Origin of the sequence: Paenibacillus sp. FSL R7-0026, from assembly GCF_038004485.1 — a bacterium.
GTDB classification, from domain to species: domain Bacteria; phylum Bacillota; class Bacilli; order Paenibacillales; family Paenibacillaceae; genus Paenibacillus; species Paenibacillus xylanexedens_A.
Genome location: NZ_JBBORG010000001.1, coordinates 1,921,495 through 1,936,668 on the forward strand (window position 1 = coordinate 1,921,495; position 15,174 = coordinate 1,936,668).

Annotated in this window: 16 protein-coding genes, 1 tRNA gene and 1 riboswitch; of the genes, 12 read left to right on the forward strand and 5 right to left on the reverse strand. The window is 45.2% G+C overall.

The features are described from left to right. Positions 1 to 115 precede the first annotated feature (115 nt). The 4 genes from MKY44_RS08905 to MKY44_RS08920 all read left to right on the forward strand — a co-directional run bounded on the left by MKY44_RS08905 (position 116) and on the right by MKY44_RS08920 (position 4,224). A complete protein-coding gene (locus tag MKY44_RS08905; protein ID WP_036670159.1) occupies positions 116 to 919 on the forward strand; it encodes a Cof-type HAD-IIB family hydrolase in 804 nt (267 codons plus the stop codon). A gap of 97 nt (positions 920 to 1,016) precedes the next feature. Further along, the gene (locus MKY44_RS08910) at positions 1,017 to 2,057 is read left to right on the forward strand and encodes a hypothetical protein (protein WP_341006804.1); all 1,041 of its coding nucleotides are present in this window, start codon (positions 1,017 to 1,019) and stop codon (positions 2,055 to 2,057) included. A gap of 104 nt (positions 2,058 to 2,161) precedes the next feature. After that, entirely contained in the window at positions 2,162 to 2,713 is a 552-nt protein-coding gene (locus tag MKY44_RS08915) for a GNAT family N-acetyltransferase (protein WP_341006805.1), read from the forward strand. Positions 2,714 to 3,093: 380 nt separating this feature from the next. Beyond that, on the forward strand, positions 3,094 to 4,224 hold the full coding sequence (locus MKY44_RS08920; RefSeq protein ID WP_341006806.1) for a glycosyltransferase family 4 protein: 1,131 nt from the start codon (positions 3,094 to 3,096) through the stop codon (positions 4,222 to 4,224). A 135-nt stretch (positions 4,225 to 4,359) separates the two neighbouring features. Here MKY44_RS08920 and MKY44_RS08925 read toward each other — a convergent pair whose 3' ends face one another. After that, positions 4,360 to 5,415, reverse strand: a complete 1,056-nt coding sequence (locus tag MKY44_RS08925) for a YkvI family membrane protein (protein ID WP_074094468.1) — start codon at positions 5,413 to 5,415, stop codon at positions 4,360 to 4,362. 204 nt (positions 5,416 to 5,619) lie between these two features. On the opposite strand from MKY44_RS08925, the gene MKY44_RS08930 reads away from it, so the two are divergent. The 4 genes from MKY44_RS08930 to MKY44_RS08945 all read left to right on the forward strand — a co-directional run bounded on the left by MKY44_RS08930 (position 5,620) and on the right by MKY44_RS08945 (position 7,438). After that, a complete protein-coding gene (locus MKY44_RS08930) occupies positions 5,620 to 6,201 on the forward strand; it encodes a xanthine phosphoribosyltransferase (protein ID WP_036609617.1) in 582 nt (193 codons plus the stop codon). A gap of 97 nt (positions 6,202 to 6,298) precedes the next feature. Next, complete coding sequence (locus MKY44_RS08935) at positions 6,299 to 6,628, forward strand: hypothetical protein (RefSeq protein WP_036609615.1); 330 nt, start codon at positions 6,299 to 6,301, stop codon at positions 6,626 to 6,628. A 119-nt stretch (positions 6,629 to 6,747) separates the two neighbouring features. After that, positions 6,748 to 6,966: a hypothetical protein gene (locus tag MKY44_RS08940; RefSeq protein ID WP_307413871.1), complete on the forward strand. Its 219-nt coding sequence runs from the start codon at positions 6,748 to 6,750 to the stop codon at positions 6,964 to 6,966. Positions 6,967 to 7,108: 142 nt separating this feature from the next. Beyond that, positions 7,109 to 7,438, forward strand: a complete 330-nt coding sequence (locus MKY44_RS08945) for a carboxymuconolactone decarboxylase family protein (RefSeq protein ID WP_017689352.1) — start codon at positions 7,109 to 7,111, stop codon at positions 7,436 to 7,438. A 73-nt stretch (positions 7,439 to 7,511) separates the two neighbouring features. Here MKY44_RS08945 and MKY44_RS08950 read toward each other — a convergent pair whose 3' ends face one another. Then, positions 7,512 to 7,976 carry a C40 family peptidase gene (locus MKY44_RS08950; RefSeq protein WP_341006807.1) on the reverse strand — a complete coding sequence of 155 codons (465 nt, stop codon included), beginning with the start codon at positions 7,974 to 7,976 and terminating at the stop codon, positions 7,512 to 7,514. A 5-nt stretch (positions 7,977 to 7,981) separates the two neighbouring features. Then, positions 7,982 to 8,113, reverse strand: a riboswitch (cyclic di-AMP (ydaO/yuaA leader). Between the two features lie 419 nt (positions 8,114 to 8,532). Here MKY44_RS08950 and pelA point away from each other — a divergent pair. Further along, positions 8,533 to 9,495 (forward strand): pectate lyase, encoded by a 963-nt coding sequence (gene pelA / locus MKY44_RS08955; RefSeq protein ID WP_341006808.1) that lies wholly within the window; start codon positions 8,533 to 8,535, stop codon positions 9,493 to 9,495. Between the two features lie 176 nt (positions 9,496 to 9,671). Beyond that, positions 9,672 to 9,755 (forward strand) — tRNA-Leu (locus MKY44_RS08960). 143 nt (positions 9,756 to 9,898) lie between these two features. Here the strand turns inward: MKY44_RS08960 and MKY44_RS08965 are convergent. After that, positions 9,899 to 11,593 (reverse strand): carbohydrate-binding protein, encoded by a 1,695-nt coding sequence (locus MKY44_RS08965; RefSeq protein WP_445670644.1) that lies wholly within the window; start codon positions 11,591 to 11,593, stop codon positions 9,899 to 9,901. Between the two features lie 408 nt (positions 11,594 to 12,001). Here MKY44_RS08965 and MKY44_RS08970 point away from each other — a divergent pair, with 408 nt between their 5' ends. Beyond that, the gene (locus tag MKY44_RS08970; protein WP_341006814.1) at positions 12,002 to 12,841 is read left to right on the forward strand and encodes a divergent polysaccharide deacetylase family protein; all 840 of its coding nucleotides are present in this window, start codon (positions 12,002 to 12,004) and stop codon (positions 12,839 to 12,841) included. On the opposite strand, the gene MKY44_RS08975 is transcribed toward MKY44_RS08970, so the two are convergent. Then, positions 12,816 to 13,559, reverse strand: a complete 744-nt coding sequence (locus MKY44_RS08975) for an N-acetylmuramoyl-L-alanine amidase family protein (protein ID WP_341006815.1) — start codon at positions 13,557 to 13,559, stop codon at positions 12,816 to 12,818. The two genes, MKY44_RS08970 and MKY44_RS08975, sit on opposite strands and share 26 nt — an antisense overlap. A 195-nt stretch (positions 13,560 to 13,754) precedes the next feature. Between MKY44_RS08975 and MKY44_RS08980 the strand changes: the two genes are divergently transcribed. Further along, complete coding sequence (locus tag MKY44_RS08980) at positions 13,755 to 13,973, forward strand: YqzE family protein (protein WP_339784717.1); 219 nt, start codon at positions 13,755 to 13,757, stop codon at positions 13,971 to 13,973. A 154-nt stretch (positions 13,974 to 14,127) separates the two neighbouring features. On the opposite strand, the gene MKY44_RS08985 is transcribed toward MKY44_RS08980, so the two are convergent. Next, positions 14,128 to 15,135: a hypothetical protein gene (locus MKY44_RS08985; RefSeq protein WP_341006816.1), complete on the reverse strand. Its 1,008-nt coding sequence runs from the start codon at positions 15,133 to 15,135 to the stop codon at positions 14,128 to 14,130. Positions 15,136 to 15,174: the final 39 nt, after the last annotated feature.

Below are 15,174 nucleotides of genomic sequence, written 5' to 3' on the forward strand. Positions count from 1 at the left end.
CCGACCTAACACCGTTGAGCAAGACGGGAGTCCAGAGGGCAGAGCCCTCTGGGGCCCTCCCTCGGAAGGGAGGGTTTGGGTGGGTGCGACTACTAACAGATGAGGATGAAGCCAGATGACTTATAAATTAATTGCACTTGATGTAGATGGAACACTGCTGAATGATCATCATGAACTTACCGAATGGACTCAGGAGACCTTGATCCAAGCTTCCCGTCAGGGAGCAGAGATTGTCCTGTGTTCAGGTAGAGGTCCTGCCAACACGATTCCTTTTATGGAGCAGATGGGACTGGATGGATATGTGATTACACATAATGGCGCCGTTACCGCGCAAGTCGATACCCGTGAGGTGGTTCATCATTTTGCATTAGATGGACAAGGACTAGAGCCGATCATATCGTACTGTAGAACCAATGGAGTACATTTTGACATCAATACGGCATTTGGTCTGTATGTGGATCAACCGGAAGGTTTGGGGTTGCAGGTGCGTGAGATGTATTACAACTTTATGGCCGAGCCACTGAAGTTACCCAAGTGGGTTGACATGACAGAACCGCTGGCGAAGTTCACTGCATTTGGTCCGATTGAACAGATGGATGCAGTACTTCAGGAATGGTCTACCTGGAATCTGCCTTATTATATGACACGGAGTGGTGACTTTTTTATTGATCTGATGCATCCCGAAGCGTCCAAAGGCGCTGCACTTAAAAGGCTTGCCGAATCGAAGGGAATCATGCCTTCGGAGATTATGGCGATTGGTAACTACTTCAATGATATTACGATGCTGACCTTTGCGGGCAAAGGCATTGCCATGGATAACTCACCGGACGAGGTGAAAGCTGCTGCGGACGAGGTTACACTCTCCAATAACGAGCAGGGTGTGGCACACGCAATCCAAAAATATGTGTTATCCGTCTAACCCTACATCTTATACTTAAAATGCACGCCTTCCTCATAATCTACCGTACTCAGGGGCATCCTAAGAGAATAACGTTAGGAATGGAGGAGGACACGTGATGAATTATGATGTGGAATTGGTTGCAGACCTGCGGACATCAGGTGGAGAAGTACAGGACGTGATGGTCAATGGTCAATATGCAGGCTCACTGTTCCTTGTGTACAGAGAAGGAGATCGTTTATCAGGTAGTCTTCAGATCGAGCAGGAGTCTCTGCCAGATGATACAGAGCAACGTATCGTGGAAAAAGTGCATGCCTATGTCCGTTCTCTTGCAGATGCGTTGGAAGCTGCGTATTATGAAGTGCTGGTTAGTTGTGGCTCATTACATACGGTTCTGCATAAGCCTGAGTCAGAGACAGTGTGGCCGTCTGAAGATATGAATCATGACGAAGGCAGCTATGACGATATAGGTAGCAGTGGAAGCAAGGTAATTCCTGTTTCACAAGCCGAATCGTTTACATATGAAGATCGGGATCAGGTTCTGGAGATGGAAATGGTAAGCGCAGGGCGCAGCATATCGACCTATATTTTCAATGATGTCGAAGGGCAGGAACTAGCAGAAGCTTCCTTAAAACAATATGGCGCTGATGTACAAGGTGAAATACACTGGTATGACGAGCCGGAAGAGAATCAATTGGAAGCTGCGGCAGAGTTGCTGGTCAGAGAGCTGGATGAAGATATCATCGATACGATTACGATCCGCATGTGGCATCAGGGCAACGAACTCGAAACGCTAGAGTGGGTACATCGCGATTTCTCCGAGGATTTGGAGGATACCGATGAATCGGATCTGAATGAGTTGGAAGCTGCTGAAGAAACGTGTTATGTCATGCTGAAGCGTAAGGATCGGGAGTTCCGGGTATATGAGCTGTTTCTTCAGGAAAGAGGTGGATTGCCTGTGGGAACAGCAACAATAGACACTTCTCATTCCGATCTGACGGGATACATTGATTACGAGGTTCCTGGTACCAGCATTCAGCGAAAGAGCCTGGTCGAAGTGTTGATGCTGGAGTTGGACAAGGAAATGGAGTTTGACACCTTGCACCTGACGATGTTGTATCGAAATCAGATTATTGATGAAGCCAGAATAGATGGGTAAAGGGCAACCGCCTTTTACCTTTTTTTTGTTCTCATTTTGACGAAAAATCCATTTCCCGGTATAGTACCATTAGTTTAAAAGAGATCAGGAAGCGGAGGAGAACAATGATGCACTCATTCAGGATCATTAGCCAATATATTAACGATGGTTTTCAAGCGGTTCAGGCGAAGCCGGAAGATACGGAGGATGTGATGTCGCTGCTGGTGGAGACAGCCGAATGGTTACAGAGCCAAGGTTCTTCCCAATGGAACGCTTTGCTTAAAGGTGAAGATTCACATGATACGGCAGGGGCGATTCGCCGTGGGGATGTGTTTGTATTTAAAAAAGGGGCGGACGTAGCGGGGATGGTCATCCTTTTGGTTCAGCCAAGTCCTTGGGATATTCATCTTTGGGGTTCAAAAGCTTATGCCAAGGACGGCGCAATTTATCTGCATCGGTTAGCGATTCGAAGAAAATATGCTCAGAGCGGTCTGGGACGGTCCATTTTGCAATGGTCCAGCAGCGGCATACATTTTGAAGGAAAACACACTGTTCGGTTAGATTGCGGAGCGAGCAATGCTACGTTGAACGCCTTTTACGCGCGGAACGGGTATACTTTTTTGGGAGAGACCGATGGTTACAGTACATATGAGAAGCCCGTGGAGCCACTGAGCTGAGAATTTTGACTATCCTATGAATATGTTGACGACAACCGCAAGCGATGGGCTGCTGAATGAAAGCTTTTGCTTCTGAGAGGCACGTTTCATGAATATGTTGTATATACGAGTTGGTGAACAAAAGCTTGGTCAGTTTAGCTTTGATTGAGCTGTTTAAATAGCCAAAAGTTTGCACTATCTTACGTAATATAGATGTTCCGGCTTCCCTATGTCATAATGGATAGTAGAGCCGTATGCAGAGAAAATAAATGATGTGCATACAACAGAGGATGGGCAATTGAGAGGGATTCTCATTTTGTATCTTTACTGAACATATGTTCTGATATATCATGAATGAAGATGCATTGAAAGAACGTAAGTTAGAAAGGGGGAAACTAACGGTGAAATTGCTGCAGGCGCTTTTCTTTCCTCCGGAGCAGCCCGGAGGTGTATCCTCTATGATTCCGTATATGCAAGAGAGATTTACAACCCCGAGGTGGGAAATGGATCTGTTCTCGTTGCCAAAGCGAATTCGCAACAAGGGCAGAGAGGAAGTTCAGTTCGAAACGTTTGACTGGACGGAATATCAGGGTAGTCCTGTTGTCCAAAAATATATTCAAACTTATCGTGATTATCTTTGGTGGACCAAACTGCGTATTCAGAAGCCCTATGATCTGATTCATGCCCACCATCCAATTGCAGGACTTGCGATGAAAACGGTTTTCCCGGATACACCCCTCATTCAGACGATTCACTCCAGTTATGAACGAGAATTAATCCTTAATGGACGCATTGAAACGGATGGACCGGAGCATCGATTCCTGCTTGCGATATATGGTGAGCTGGAACACCAGGCAGAGCGCCTCTTGACGGTGTCGGATTCGTTCCGTCGTTATCTGGCTCCCTACGTGAAGGAACCTGATGTCATCGGTGTGATTCCCAATGGATTTGATGAGAAGCGCTTTAAGCCGATTCCTCATGATAATGCGATACCACAACTGGTCACGGTATGTAGGCTTGTTCCGGCGAAAGGGTTGGATATTCTTTTCAAAGCTTGTGCGGAACTGAAGGGCCGAGGTCATGATTATGTGTTACATATTATTGGAGATGGACCGATTCGTCCTGATCTGGAAGAATTGGCGCAGCGATTGGGGATCTATAATGAGACCATCTTCTATGGTTACACACTGCACCCTGAGGAATTCATGCCATTCTTTGATATTTTTGTACTTCCTTCACGGGCAGAAGCATTTGGTTCCGTCTTCGCTGAAGCGGCGCTGAGTTGTCTTGCCCTTGTGGGTACGGATGTAGGTGGTATACCGGAACAAATCGAGAACGGTAGCAATGGGTTGCTTGTTCCGGCAGAAGATCCTTCTGCATTGGCTGAAGCCCTTGAAAAGGTGATGCTGGACCCGGCTTATCGTTATGAACTTGCCCGTTCAGCGTGTGAAAAAGCCAAGACACATTACTCACTCGGCAGATCGGTCAATGAGTTGAAAAAGATGTATCTACAGTTTCCTGGCAAAGCCTAAAACGTAGAGCAAAAAGTGCGAGCCGCTGTGCTAAACAGCGGCTTTTTGTCATGTTTAAGGAAAGAATACCCGCGGTGAATTGTGGTTAGAGGGCAAACGGATGCTCATATTCATGAAGTACATGGACCGTGAGATTTATATATTGTTGCGTTTACGAAAGGTGCCCCAGCGGTTCAGTACTAATTTGGCAGCCCAGATCAATGCCATACTTCCAAAGATGGGGTAAAGGATGGACAGCAGGGAACTGAATCCAAACTGGCTGAGTGAGTAACACAACAGCATAATGGTTAATGTAATGAAACGGGGATGAACACGTATATGTTGTCTGAGTTGCAAGGTCATTCCGTAGATATCGGCTACAAAGGTACTGAATATTTCCATAAAAATAAGGGATACATATACAGATTGGACTGCCCATCCAAGTTGAAAGGCAATGCTACCCATCGGGATTTCGAATTGAATGATGCCGGGCATCTGAGCTGACATGGCAAAATGAGCTGCCATCAGCATGAAACCAACGCCAATTCCACCCAATACTCCACCCCACTTCAGCACATTCCGGCTACGAATCTGGTTACCTACAGGCACAAGAACAGCTTGAGCCAACACCAGATTGAATGAAGTATACAACAGTGGAGACAGCCACACTTGAATAGGGTTTGAGTCTGTCGTCAGTGTGATGAATCGGGAAGCACCTGGATGATGGATCGTACTGGTGATCATGAGTAGAGATAACAGGAGCATCATGGGCACGACGATGCTATTCATTTGTAGGATGGCTTGAATGCCCCGACCGAGAAGCAGATATGTCCCTACAAGTGTGACGATCAGACCTGTCTGATAATGCAAACCCAGATGTTCGACAAAAACGGAGCCTGCTCCGGCAAGCATGACACTGTTCACGCCAATGAGAATGAGAAGGGTCACCCAGGTGATCCATTTGCCCGCCTTGTGGCCGAATAAATGTTTGTTTAGATCCTCATAAGAGCGGGACCCGGTATCGTGAGCGATCAACATCATTTTGGTACCTAACCAGACAAAGAGCATGGTGGATAAGCCTATGGTGATGGTGGCCCATTTGCCATACTGGGTAAAAAACTGCAAAATTTCCTGCCCTGTAGCGAAGCCGGCTCCAACCACCGTTCCAATGTATGTAAATGCGATCTGCAGCACCCGAAATGCCTGTTTCATGTGTTTCCCCTCTCAGGCCCCTGTATAGTTTGGACATGCGGGTACCATGGTACAAGGTATGCTTGACCCACGAAAGTCATGACAATCGATAATGAGCTTTGGCTTGAAATGCGTCCCAAGGACAGCGCCCAGGCAATTTCGCTTGAACTTATAGATAGATATATGATACTTTTACCTCATAGGATAGGCTTGGGAGGTCAAATCATGGAATTATTGAAACAACGAATTTTACAAGAAGGTGTGGTTATCTCGGATCAAGTATTGAAGCTAGATGGTCTGTTGAACCACCAGATTGATCCTGCATTAACGATGGAGATGGGACGTGAGTTTGCTGCCCGTTTTCGTGAAAGTGGAGTAACTCGGGTAATCACGGTAGAATCCTCAGGGATTCCGGTTGCTTTTGCAGCAGCCTATGAACTTGGGGTGCCCCTTGTATTCGCCCGTCGCAAAAAAACACTTCTGGCTGATCCTGATGCTTACTGTGAACGTGTACCGTCCTTTACCAAAGGAATTGTAACTGACATTATGGTATCCCGCGAGTTCATTCATGAGAATGACCGTATTTTGTTCATTGATGATATCATTGCCAATGGAGATGCCGCTCGTGGCGTCATCAAAATTATCGAGCGTTCTGGCGCGGAACTCGTCGGATTCGGCGTTGTGGTCGAGAAAAGTTTTCAGGCGGGGGCACGCACGATTCGTGAACAGGGTATTCCGGTGGAAGCCTTGGTACGCATTCGTTCCCTGAACGATGGTACGGTACAATTTGACGATAACGAAATGTGACATTTTAAAGGAATAGGGCCTATTTTTTGAACTATGCCTTTGCATGACCGCCGATTTCATTTATAATGGGGTTATGTTAGGGAGAGGAGGCAACACCATGGGGAACCAACCGGCAACAGAACAATTTTTTAATGATAAGCTGGCGGAATCGAAAGTTCATTTTGAACGTGCCCTGGATTGTAAACATACGGAATTCGATGACCTTTATCCCTATATGATTGAACATCCTCAATTTTTCTGGTACAAACGCTATGTTGCCTGGTCAGAATTACTGACGATTGTAGGCTTGTGCGAAGAGTTGTCCTTCTCTTGGAAAGAACAATTTACACCGCATCAAGTGGAGTACCTTGAAGAACGTGTGATGTCCGCCAAAGTGCTTGATTTTTGGTTCGAGAAGAACGACAGCAAAGAGCACGCGCAGCGGTAACTTTCAGTCGGGACATAATTTCGAATGACATGACAGTCCAATACAGTCACGTGAGACCTAAATGACATTTCATTTAGGTCTCTTTTTGTAAATAAATTTGGAATATAGGAGTCATGAAGATGATTAGTGATACAGAACTGGACGCCCTGCGTCTGTCAGGTGAGAAAGTAAGAGTCGTTCGGGACGAGCTGGAATCGAACGATGTAACGGGAATTGTGGTTGCCTGGGATGGCGAGCAGGTACTTATCCGTCGTCAGAATCGACGTGTCGTTAAGCTGGATCGAGGTTACCGCTATCAGCTGTTCAGCGAGCCGCGCCAGAGTCCACTTAGTGAGTAACAGCTTATAATTATGGCAGAGCCATGAGAGTTAAATGTTTGGAATTACCATGATTTCTTGGCATAATTGACTCACTCGGGAGAGAAGATAGGTACAGTGAGGGAAGATCTGTAACTATAGCCGAGAGGGTGTGCTACAAGCCATGACATTGATGAATGATAAAGTTCATGCCTACAAGGATCAGATTGGAGCATTAAGCGATGTACTGCCAGGTGTGGTGAAGTCGTATCATGAGTTTACCGGAGAATGTTTCCAACCTGGCGTGATTGATGCAAAGACAAAACAGCTAATTGCACTTGGCATTGGATTATTCGCCAACAATGAAGTATGTACCTTCTACCATGTAGAAGAAGCCCGTGCCAAGGGAGCAACAGATCAGGAGATTATGGAGACCGTTGCGGTGGCCGGAGCTGTTGGAGGAGGACATGCCCTGTCTCAGGGTGCGATGCGAGTGCAGAAGGCGCTGCATTAGTAAGCAATGCAACATACATTTTTAAGTACAAAAAAGGCATCCGGTTAATAACCGATGCCTTTTTGTATGTGAATTACATTTTACCTAACATTTTATCATACATAAACTGTCCAGTTACCCGACGTGCTGTTACATAGCGGTCATTGAAGTATGGATTCGATAACTTCGTGATGCTTACACCTTTACTGCTGGAGGCATGAGCGAATTGTCCGCCGCCAATATATACACCTGTATGTGAAATGCCTTTGCCTGTTGTATTAAAGAACACCAGATCACCTGTCCGAACATTGCTCTTGGATACAGGCGTACCTGTTTTGGCTTGCTGCTGAGAAGTACGTGGCAATTCAATGCTGTATTTGTTGAAAAGATATCTCATAAAACCAGAACAGTCGAAGCCGGCTACAGTCGTGCCACCCCATTTGTAAGGAATACCTGTCATGTTGTTCACTACGGAGTTGATACTGCTTGCCTCTGTGCTTGTTGCCCCGGATGTAAATAATACAGCTGCTCCAAAAATGGAGATAATCAGTTTTTTCAAAATCAATGTTCTCCCTTCGATGCCTACGGAGTTAGCTAAGGGTTCGGTAGAAGGTTCCCTATATTTCCTATGTATAAGAATAATTCACCCAAATTGGTTCCCCCGTTTTCAAACATGAAACTCGGCAATGAATAATTAAGTTTTTGTAACTATTTGAAACTATATTGCATAAATGCGTAATTGTCAAACCCATTTAAACCCTTTCTTAATACCTCAATGTTAGCGGAATTAAGGTTTTTATATGAAAAAAGGGATCAAGTTTGGGTATCATTCATGACAAAAACGTCATTATTGATTCGTTTAAGACGAATTTGGATAAATAGATAGGTTTATCATGAGTTAAAAGAACTATTCCGTTATGTAGAATTATAGAGATTATATTCATTAAGTTGCATATATTGACAAAAATCGATTTTTTGCATATTATCTGATTATCCAATCCACATATTGGATTTAAAATGATTTTATTATGCGATAAATACAAATAAAGGAGGTTTAGGGACGCGTATCATAGATAAAGTAGAAGTGGAAGATTTATAAAAACGAACATAGGAGAGTGTTACATTTGAAAGCGAAGAAATTAGTTACTTTTGTCCTGGCATGTACGATGGTGTTCTCAGCAGTTGGAATGGCAGTTCTTCCTGTAGGGACGGTATCTGCTGCGGATGCATCAGGTACAACAGCGAGTATTTCTGATATTTTGAAGAACCAGCTGCCGGATGGAGGTTGGAGAAAAGATTATAAACAGACAAGTGGGGAGTGGGCAAAGTCCACGATAGACAACAAGGCTACATACTTAGAAATTAGAAGATTGGCGAAGGAATTTAAAAAGACGAATGATCCGCGTTACTCCACAGCTGCAATCAAAGGAATTAACTTTTTGATCAATATGCAGTATTCAAATGGCGGATGGCCACAGGTCTATCAAAGCTCCGGATATCACAAGCATATTACCTACAATGATGATGCCATGATTAATGTAATGATCATGCTCGATGAAGTAGCAGCACGCAAAGGTGATTTCTCGTTTATTGATAGTACACTTGCTAATCGCAGTAAAAATTCAGTTGCCAAAGGTGTGGAGGCGATTCTGAATACACAAGTCGTTTCAGGCGGTAAGCTGACAGGATGGGGACAACAACATGATTCCAGTTCCCTTAAACCAGCGAGCGCAAGAATCTACGAAGTGCCATCGCTGACAGCTGGAGAGAGTGTAACGATTGTTAAATTCCTGAAAACCAGACCTGCTAACGCTAAAATTACCGCATCTATTAAAGGAGCGGAGGCTTGGTTTAACAAGGTAAAAATTACGGGTTACAAGTATGAAAGAGCTAATGGAGATAGTAAAATTATCGCTGATTCCAAAGCTGCACCAATTTGGGCACGCTTCTATGAGATAGGAACGGACAAACCAATCTTTATTGGTCGTGACGGGGTAGTTAAATACAAATTAAGTGATATTGATAAAGAAAGAAGAGGTGGTTATGCATGGTATGGTAACTGGCCTTCCAAGCTGTAATTTGAAGTATGCTTCCGTTTTAATGAACCAAACTATTAGCAGCAGTTAAAGGTAGAGCCCGAATCGACACGGACGTCTGGTTCGGGCTTTATTGTTATTATTTTCAGTGTTGACATGATAGATTCCGCATGATATATTATTTCTTGTCGCCGATATTGATGACGGAGATACAATATGCGGTCGTGGCGGAATTGGCAGACGCGCACGGTTCAGGTCCGTGTGGGCTAACCCCCGTGGAGGTTCGAGTCCTCTCGACCGCATCTAAAAAAAGACTCCTTAAGCTAACACTTAAGGAGTCTTTTTTTGCATTTTTTGATATAACACTAACACTAGATTTAGTATCCAAGAGGTTAGTGCTTAGCTGCATGTACAGCAAATGTCTTCCATCAGCCATACGGAACGTTTATTGTGCTGCGGTAACATTAACGCTGTCAATATTCGGTCCTTCCGATCCAGTGGTAACCACTTTCAATGTATTGGTCCCCGTGTTCATGGGGACCTGTATTGTTTTTTCAACCCAAGTGGACCAGCTTCCCGTAGCCGGAAAGGGCTCGTTGCTAATGACTTTGGTTCCGTTCACAAAAATGTCGAGGTTCCGAGTGCCGCTTTCCAGCGCATAACGAAACTTTACGTTTTTGGTACCTGTTGTCGTGTTATTAATGCCGTTCCATTGAATGGCCGAACCAGTCATCGCATTGAAGTTAACATACCCGGAGCCAGTGTAACCGGGGTAGATTGTTTCAATGGCAGCTTCCGTAAGTGACGTTCCGGTCTCGGCTTCATACGTGGTGCCACTGCCTGTATTCCCGCCGCTATTTCCGCCAGTAACGTTGGCAACAAACGTTGTTACGCTCTGAGGCGGGAGCTGTGCCGTGAAGGCTCCATTGGATACGGTAAGCGCGTTTCCGCTTGACAAGTTTCGACTGCTGTCCGTAATCCATGAGGACACAGTGGAGGCATTACCATTCTGCAGAACGAATTTTTGGCTTGTGGCTGAAGTTCCACGGTTAATTGCCACGACGACGACTTTGTTATCACCTTTATAGGCTGAGACAAATGTGTTTGTATCCGGATTTTTCGTTGCATCAACTCGCAGGTAGCCTGGACGCACGAATTTAGAGAAATGAGCCATATTATACCCGCGTTTGCTTATGGTACCGTCCTCTTTCATCGGACCATACTGTCTGCGGATGTACCACCACACGTAGGCCTGGAAATCACCTTCTACCATGGCATTGTGCATGTGATAGGAAACGTCTAATGCTTCAGGCCAGCGGTCTGCTGAGTTGTTGTCACTGTTCGGAACATACACCTCAGTCATCCACAGTTCTTTACCGGCTCCTTTTTGCTTAAAGAGAGGGTAGGCAAAATTCGAAATCTGGGTTCCATACGTATGTGCTCCCAGAATGTCCATGTTGGCAAGTGCCTGCGGATCATTCAGGATTGGGTCGGATATGTTCTTTAAGTATTGGAAGGATTCAGGCGCCATGACTTTGGTACCTTGAATGGACCCGGCATTTTCTTTCATGAATCGAAGGATCTCCTGTGGAGTCCACCAGGTCCAGTCATGAGCATAATCCGGTTCATTTTGCACAGAAATGGCATACAGATCTACGCCGTTATTTTTCATGTAGTTTACAAAGTCGTTCAGATGTTGCGCATATGCGGCATATTTGTCGTATTTCAGACGTTTGGCATTTGTGTCCCCATTGCGGTTGAACGTTTCAACCATGCTGCTTGGAGGATTCCATGGGGAAGCAAATACGATAGCACCCTTTTCAATAGCCCGTTTGGCTGTGGCAACTTCACGATACCAGTTATTAGAATCCGGATCAACGTAGATCCTGAGAATGGAGAAGCCTAACTGATTCTGATCATTACCGAAAGCAGTTTCACGTTGAGCGGGAGTCAGATCACCAATCCAGGCAGGGAGGTTAATGCCTCCAAAGCCCTTGATCAGCTGTTTTTCCGAGGACAAATTAATGTTGGCATCGCTGGCTGCTGACACATTTGTCGGGGTTAACATCAAAGGCAGGGCTGTTAAACAGGCCAAAAGAACATTAATCGTCTTTTTTAGTTTGAATTTCACTACTTTCATCCTCCTCGATAATAGTAAATGGTTACATAGAGAAACCGCGACCAGGAAAACAAACAAGAATAGCGGATTGTCTGGCATTTATTTTATGTAAACCCTTTCAAAACCTCCTTCCATAAATCATAGGAAAGAAATGCAGCACATAAGCTCTTTCATTTGTTGATTCTACTAAATAATTCCTAAACTGAAAACCTGACAAATTACAGTATTTTTTCTAATTAATCTCTATTTTCCAACTGTTCAATGACAGTTCTTGTCTGAATGCTAAGGAGAAAACTGGAATGATGGAGATCTTCACTTGAGATAGAGCTCTTCAATGACGGGGATATTCTCATTAAGGAAGGCTTTGGCTTACATATTCCTCCCTTCATTATCAAACAATGAGATCACAGAAGTTACGGGGAGGGAATCATGATGAAGGTACAGAGAAAGAATTATCGATTCATTGCAGGTATCATGGCATTATTGATTGTGTTTTACGCAGGCATATCGGGAGGAGGGCTTACAGCGGCAGCTTCAGAGTCCACATCGAATCACAAACGGTTAGCGATTATCATCGATGATGTTGGTAATGACATGAAGGGTACGGCAGAGATCCTGGCGATGCCAGTTAAACTAACGGTAGCGGTCATGCCTTTTTTGCCAACAACAAAAAAAGATGCGATAGCTGCACATGAAAAGGGGATGGATGTGATTGTGCACATGCCCATGGAACCCAAGAAAGGACGACCTGAATGGCTGGGCCCGGGTGCAATCACATCCAATCTAACAGATGAAGAAGTGCGCTCACGCGTGGAGAAAGCGATTGATGATGTGCCCCACGCCATTGGCATGAACAATCATATGGGTTCCAAAATTACTTCGGACAAACGCATCATGTCCATTGTGCTCGATGTATGCAAGGAGCGGGGCCTCTTCTTTGTAGACAGCCGTACGAATTTTCGCTCTGTGGTGGGGGAACTGGCCATATCCAAAAACATGCCACCTGTAGGTAATGACATTTTCCTGGATGATCAAAACTCCAAACAACACATTCGCAAGCAACTGGATCTGGCTGCTCAGCGTGCGATCGATAAGGATATCTGTGTTGTCATTGGTCATGTCGGCCATTCAGGGATGAACACATCCGCAGTAATTCGTGAATCTGTCTCCCGTCTGCAAAATCAGGTTCAATTTGTAGGGATCGGTGATCTGGTTCGAGATGTGTGGCAATGGCATTCTGCTCCTACACTACCGACAGATAATAAATAATGCCATTGGCAATGGACTGGGCGATTCTTTTTTGCTCTGCGGGGTCATTCATTCTGGCTCGATCTTCCGCATTGCTCAAAAATCCGGTTTCAACGATGACGGCAGGTTGCTTTACGTAATTCAATATATAAAAGGGCTTGCCCCATACAACCCCGTGCTCCGTTCCGTACAACTTGTTCATGGCATCCTGAATGGATTGGGCCAGCAAATAACTCCTGCCTTCTTTCTGGTGCAGTACCACCGGGCCGTGTGCTGTCGATCGGGGACTCCAGTTCGCATGAATGCTGACCACGATATCTGTACTTACTTCTTCGCTAAGGCTTTTACGTTGGGCAAGATCTCTGGTATGACGGGAGCGGCTGTTCAGCCAGCGGTTCTCATCACTAAGTGCATAATCACCAAGTCGATTGATGATAACGGCATAACCTTTGCTGCGAAGCAGGAGATAGACCTTTTGGCTAATGGCAAGGTTAATATCTTTTTCCAGCACACCTTGGGCTGACGTACCACCGTCAATACCGCCATGGCCTACATCGAGCAGGATAACGGGTGCTGCAAAGGCATGATGACTTGAGCGATAAGCATCTCCATCGGTCACCGGAAGCATGGATGGACTGTTCTGGGACGGGGCTGCTTTTCCATAAGTGACATGGGGCAGCATGAGAAGGCAATGGAAGCTGATTAGCAAGGCCACCGAAGCGGTCAGCAGCTTATACATGGGAATACACACTCCTTTATCAAATAGGTATCGAATGCAGATTAACGACTCGATGGATACCTTTGGCATTAGACTGTGCATTCTGATGGTTTTCATACTTCTTTCAATAAAAAAATGTTTAACCATAACACATCTTGCACACAATAGAACTATCGTAAGCTCCGCTAATGTGCAGGAGCGAAGGAGGCAGATGTTATGGCCAAAAGTGATGAATTGGTAAAATACATTACGCAGCGTGTTGTTCATTATATCGATACGCCGAAGGATGAGCGGAAAGGTCGCGCCAAAAGGAAAGAACCATGGGCGATGAAGTGGTTTGGCATGATTCCGTTTGCTGTATCTCTGTGGGTGGGGAAAAAGGAAAAAGAATTGGACACCCAGTCTCATAAACGAAGTTCTTCGGGCAAAGGGTAACGATCGCTTACCTACTTCACTCAGCGAGTTTGAAGACACACCCTAATGTAAAACCAAAAGACGCAATCCCGTTATTTCATGGGAAGGCGTCTTATTTGTTGTGGAGGTTTATTGTTTTAACGTGATCTGAATGATCTGTAGAATTAGCTAATTGTCAGGGCTTCAAGATGTAAAAATGGCCATCTTGCTGCAATGTGCTCAAAGGGACAAAGCGTTGAATAGATGATTTTCCGCCTAGCGCTACATATAGAATGGACTCTGCTTCCTGATCTGTATGCCACAGCTGATAACCGCTAACGGGTAAAGGACCGCCGTATACAACGTTACGATCACCCGCTGAGAAAACAATCTCTTGATTCTCCCCGTGTTGTATCACATCTTGTGCCCGGTCGGCAGCAACAGGTTTGGAGGTAAGCCACAACAGATTGTCAGCCGGATTGAAGACGGGTCGGAGATGATGTGGGTCGACTGATAAAGATGGCGTTGTGGATAAATCAGTTATGCTGACAGAGGTCTGTTTGGAATCAGCCTCCAGCAGGTTCAGAAACTCTGACGGCAGTACATCTCCGTTCGTAGCATCAATATAAAGTGCAGGATGATTAGGTTGCTCCACTTTCCAATAAGCCAGCAGGGGAAGAGCATAACCAAGATGAAGCTCTCCTCCGCCAGCAAGTAATGCCTCAAGGTTCACATGTTGTCGATCCAAGGCTTGTCCAAGAAGTTCATTGTTGTATGGTGACTGTTCTCCATGACCATATTCACTAAGCATCAACTGACCCTGCTCTGTGGCCGTAATAATCATATATCCGATAGGTTTGCCTTCAAACTCAGCTTGTACGAGCCAGCTATGTAAACCCGGCCCCAGAGGGTAGAAGTTCAGGTCGGCGTCCTTCCAATGCGCTTCGCCGTTAGCTGTATCAAGTGTAACAGCTTGTTGCTCTGCAAACTGTTGCACAGCAGCGGGAGCTAGCTTTTCAGTCTGAATGGCATGATGTTTGGGACTATACTCTGTTGATGATGCGGGGGATGGCGAAGACGTTTTTTGTTCCTCTGCATTGGCTATCGACCAAAAAGAGAATAGGGCAAGACAACTGAGCAAGCCCAAGGTTATACAGGTTGTTTTCCGAGCGTTGTTCCAACATGTATGAAAGAATCGTTTCAAATTTACACCTACTTTTCATTTATCCGTTACCTGAGCGCG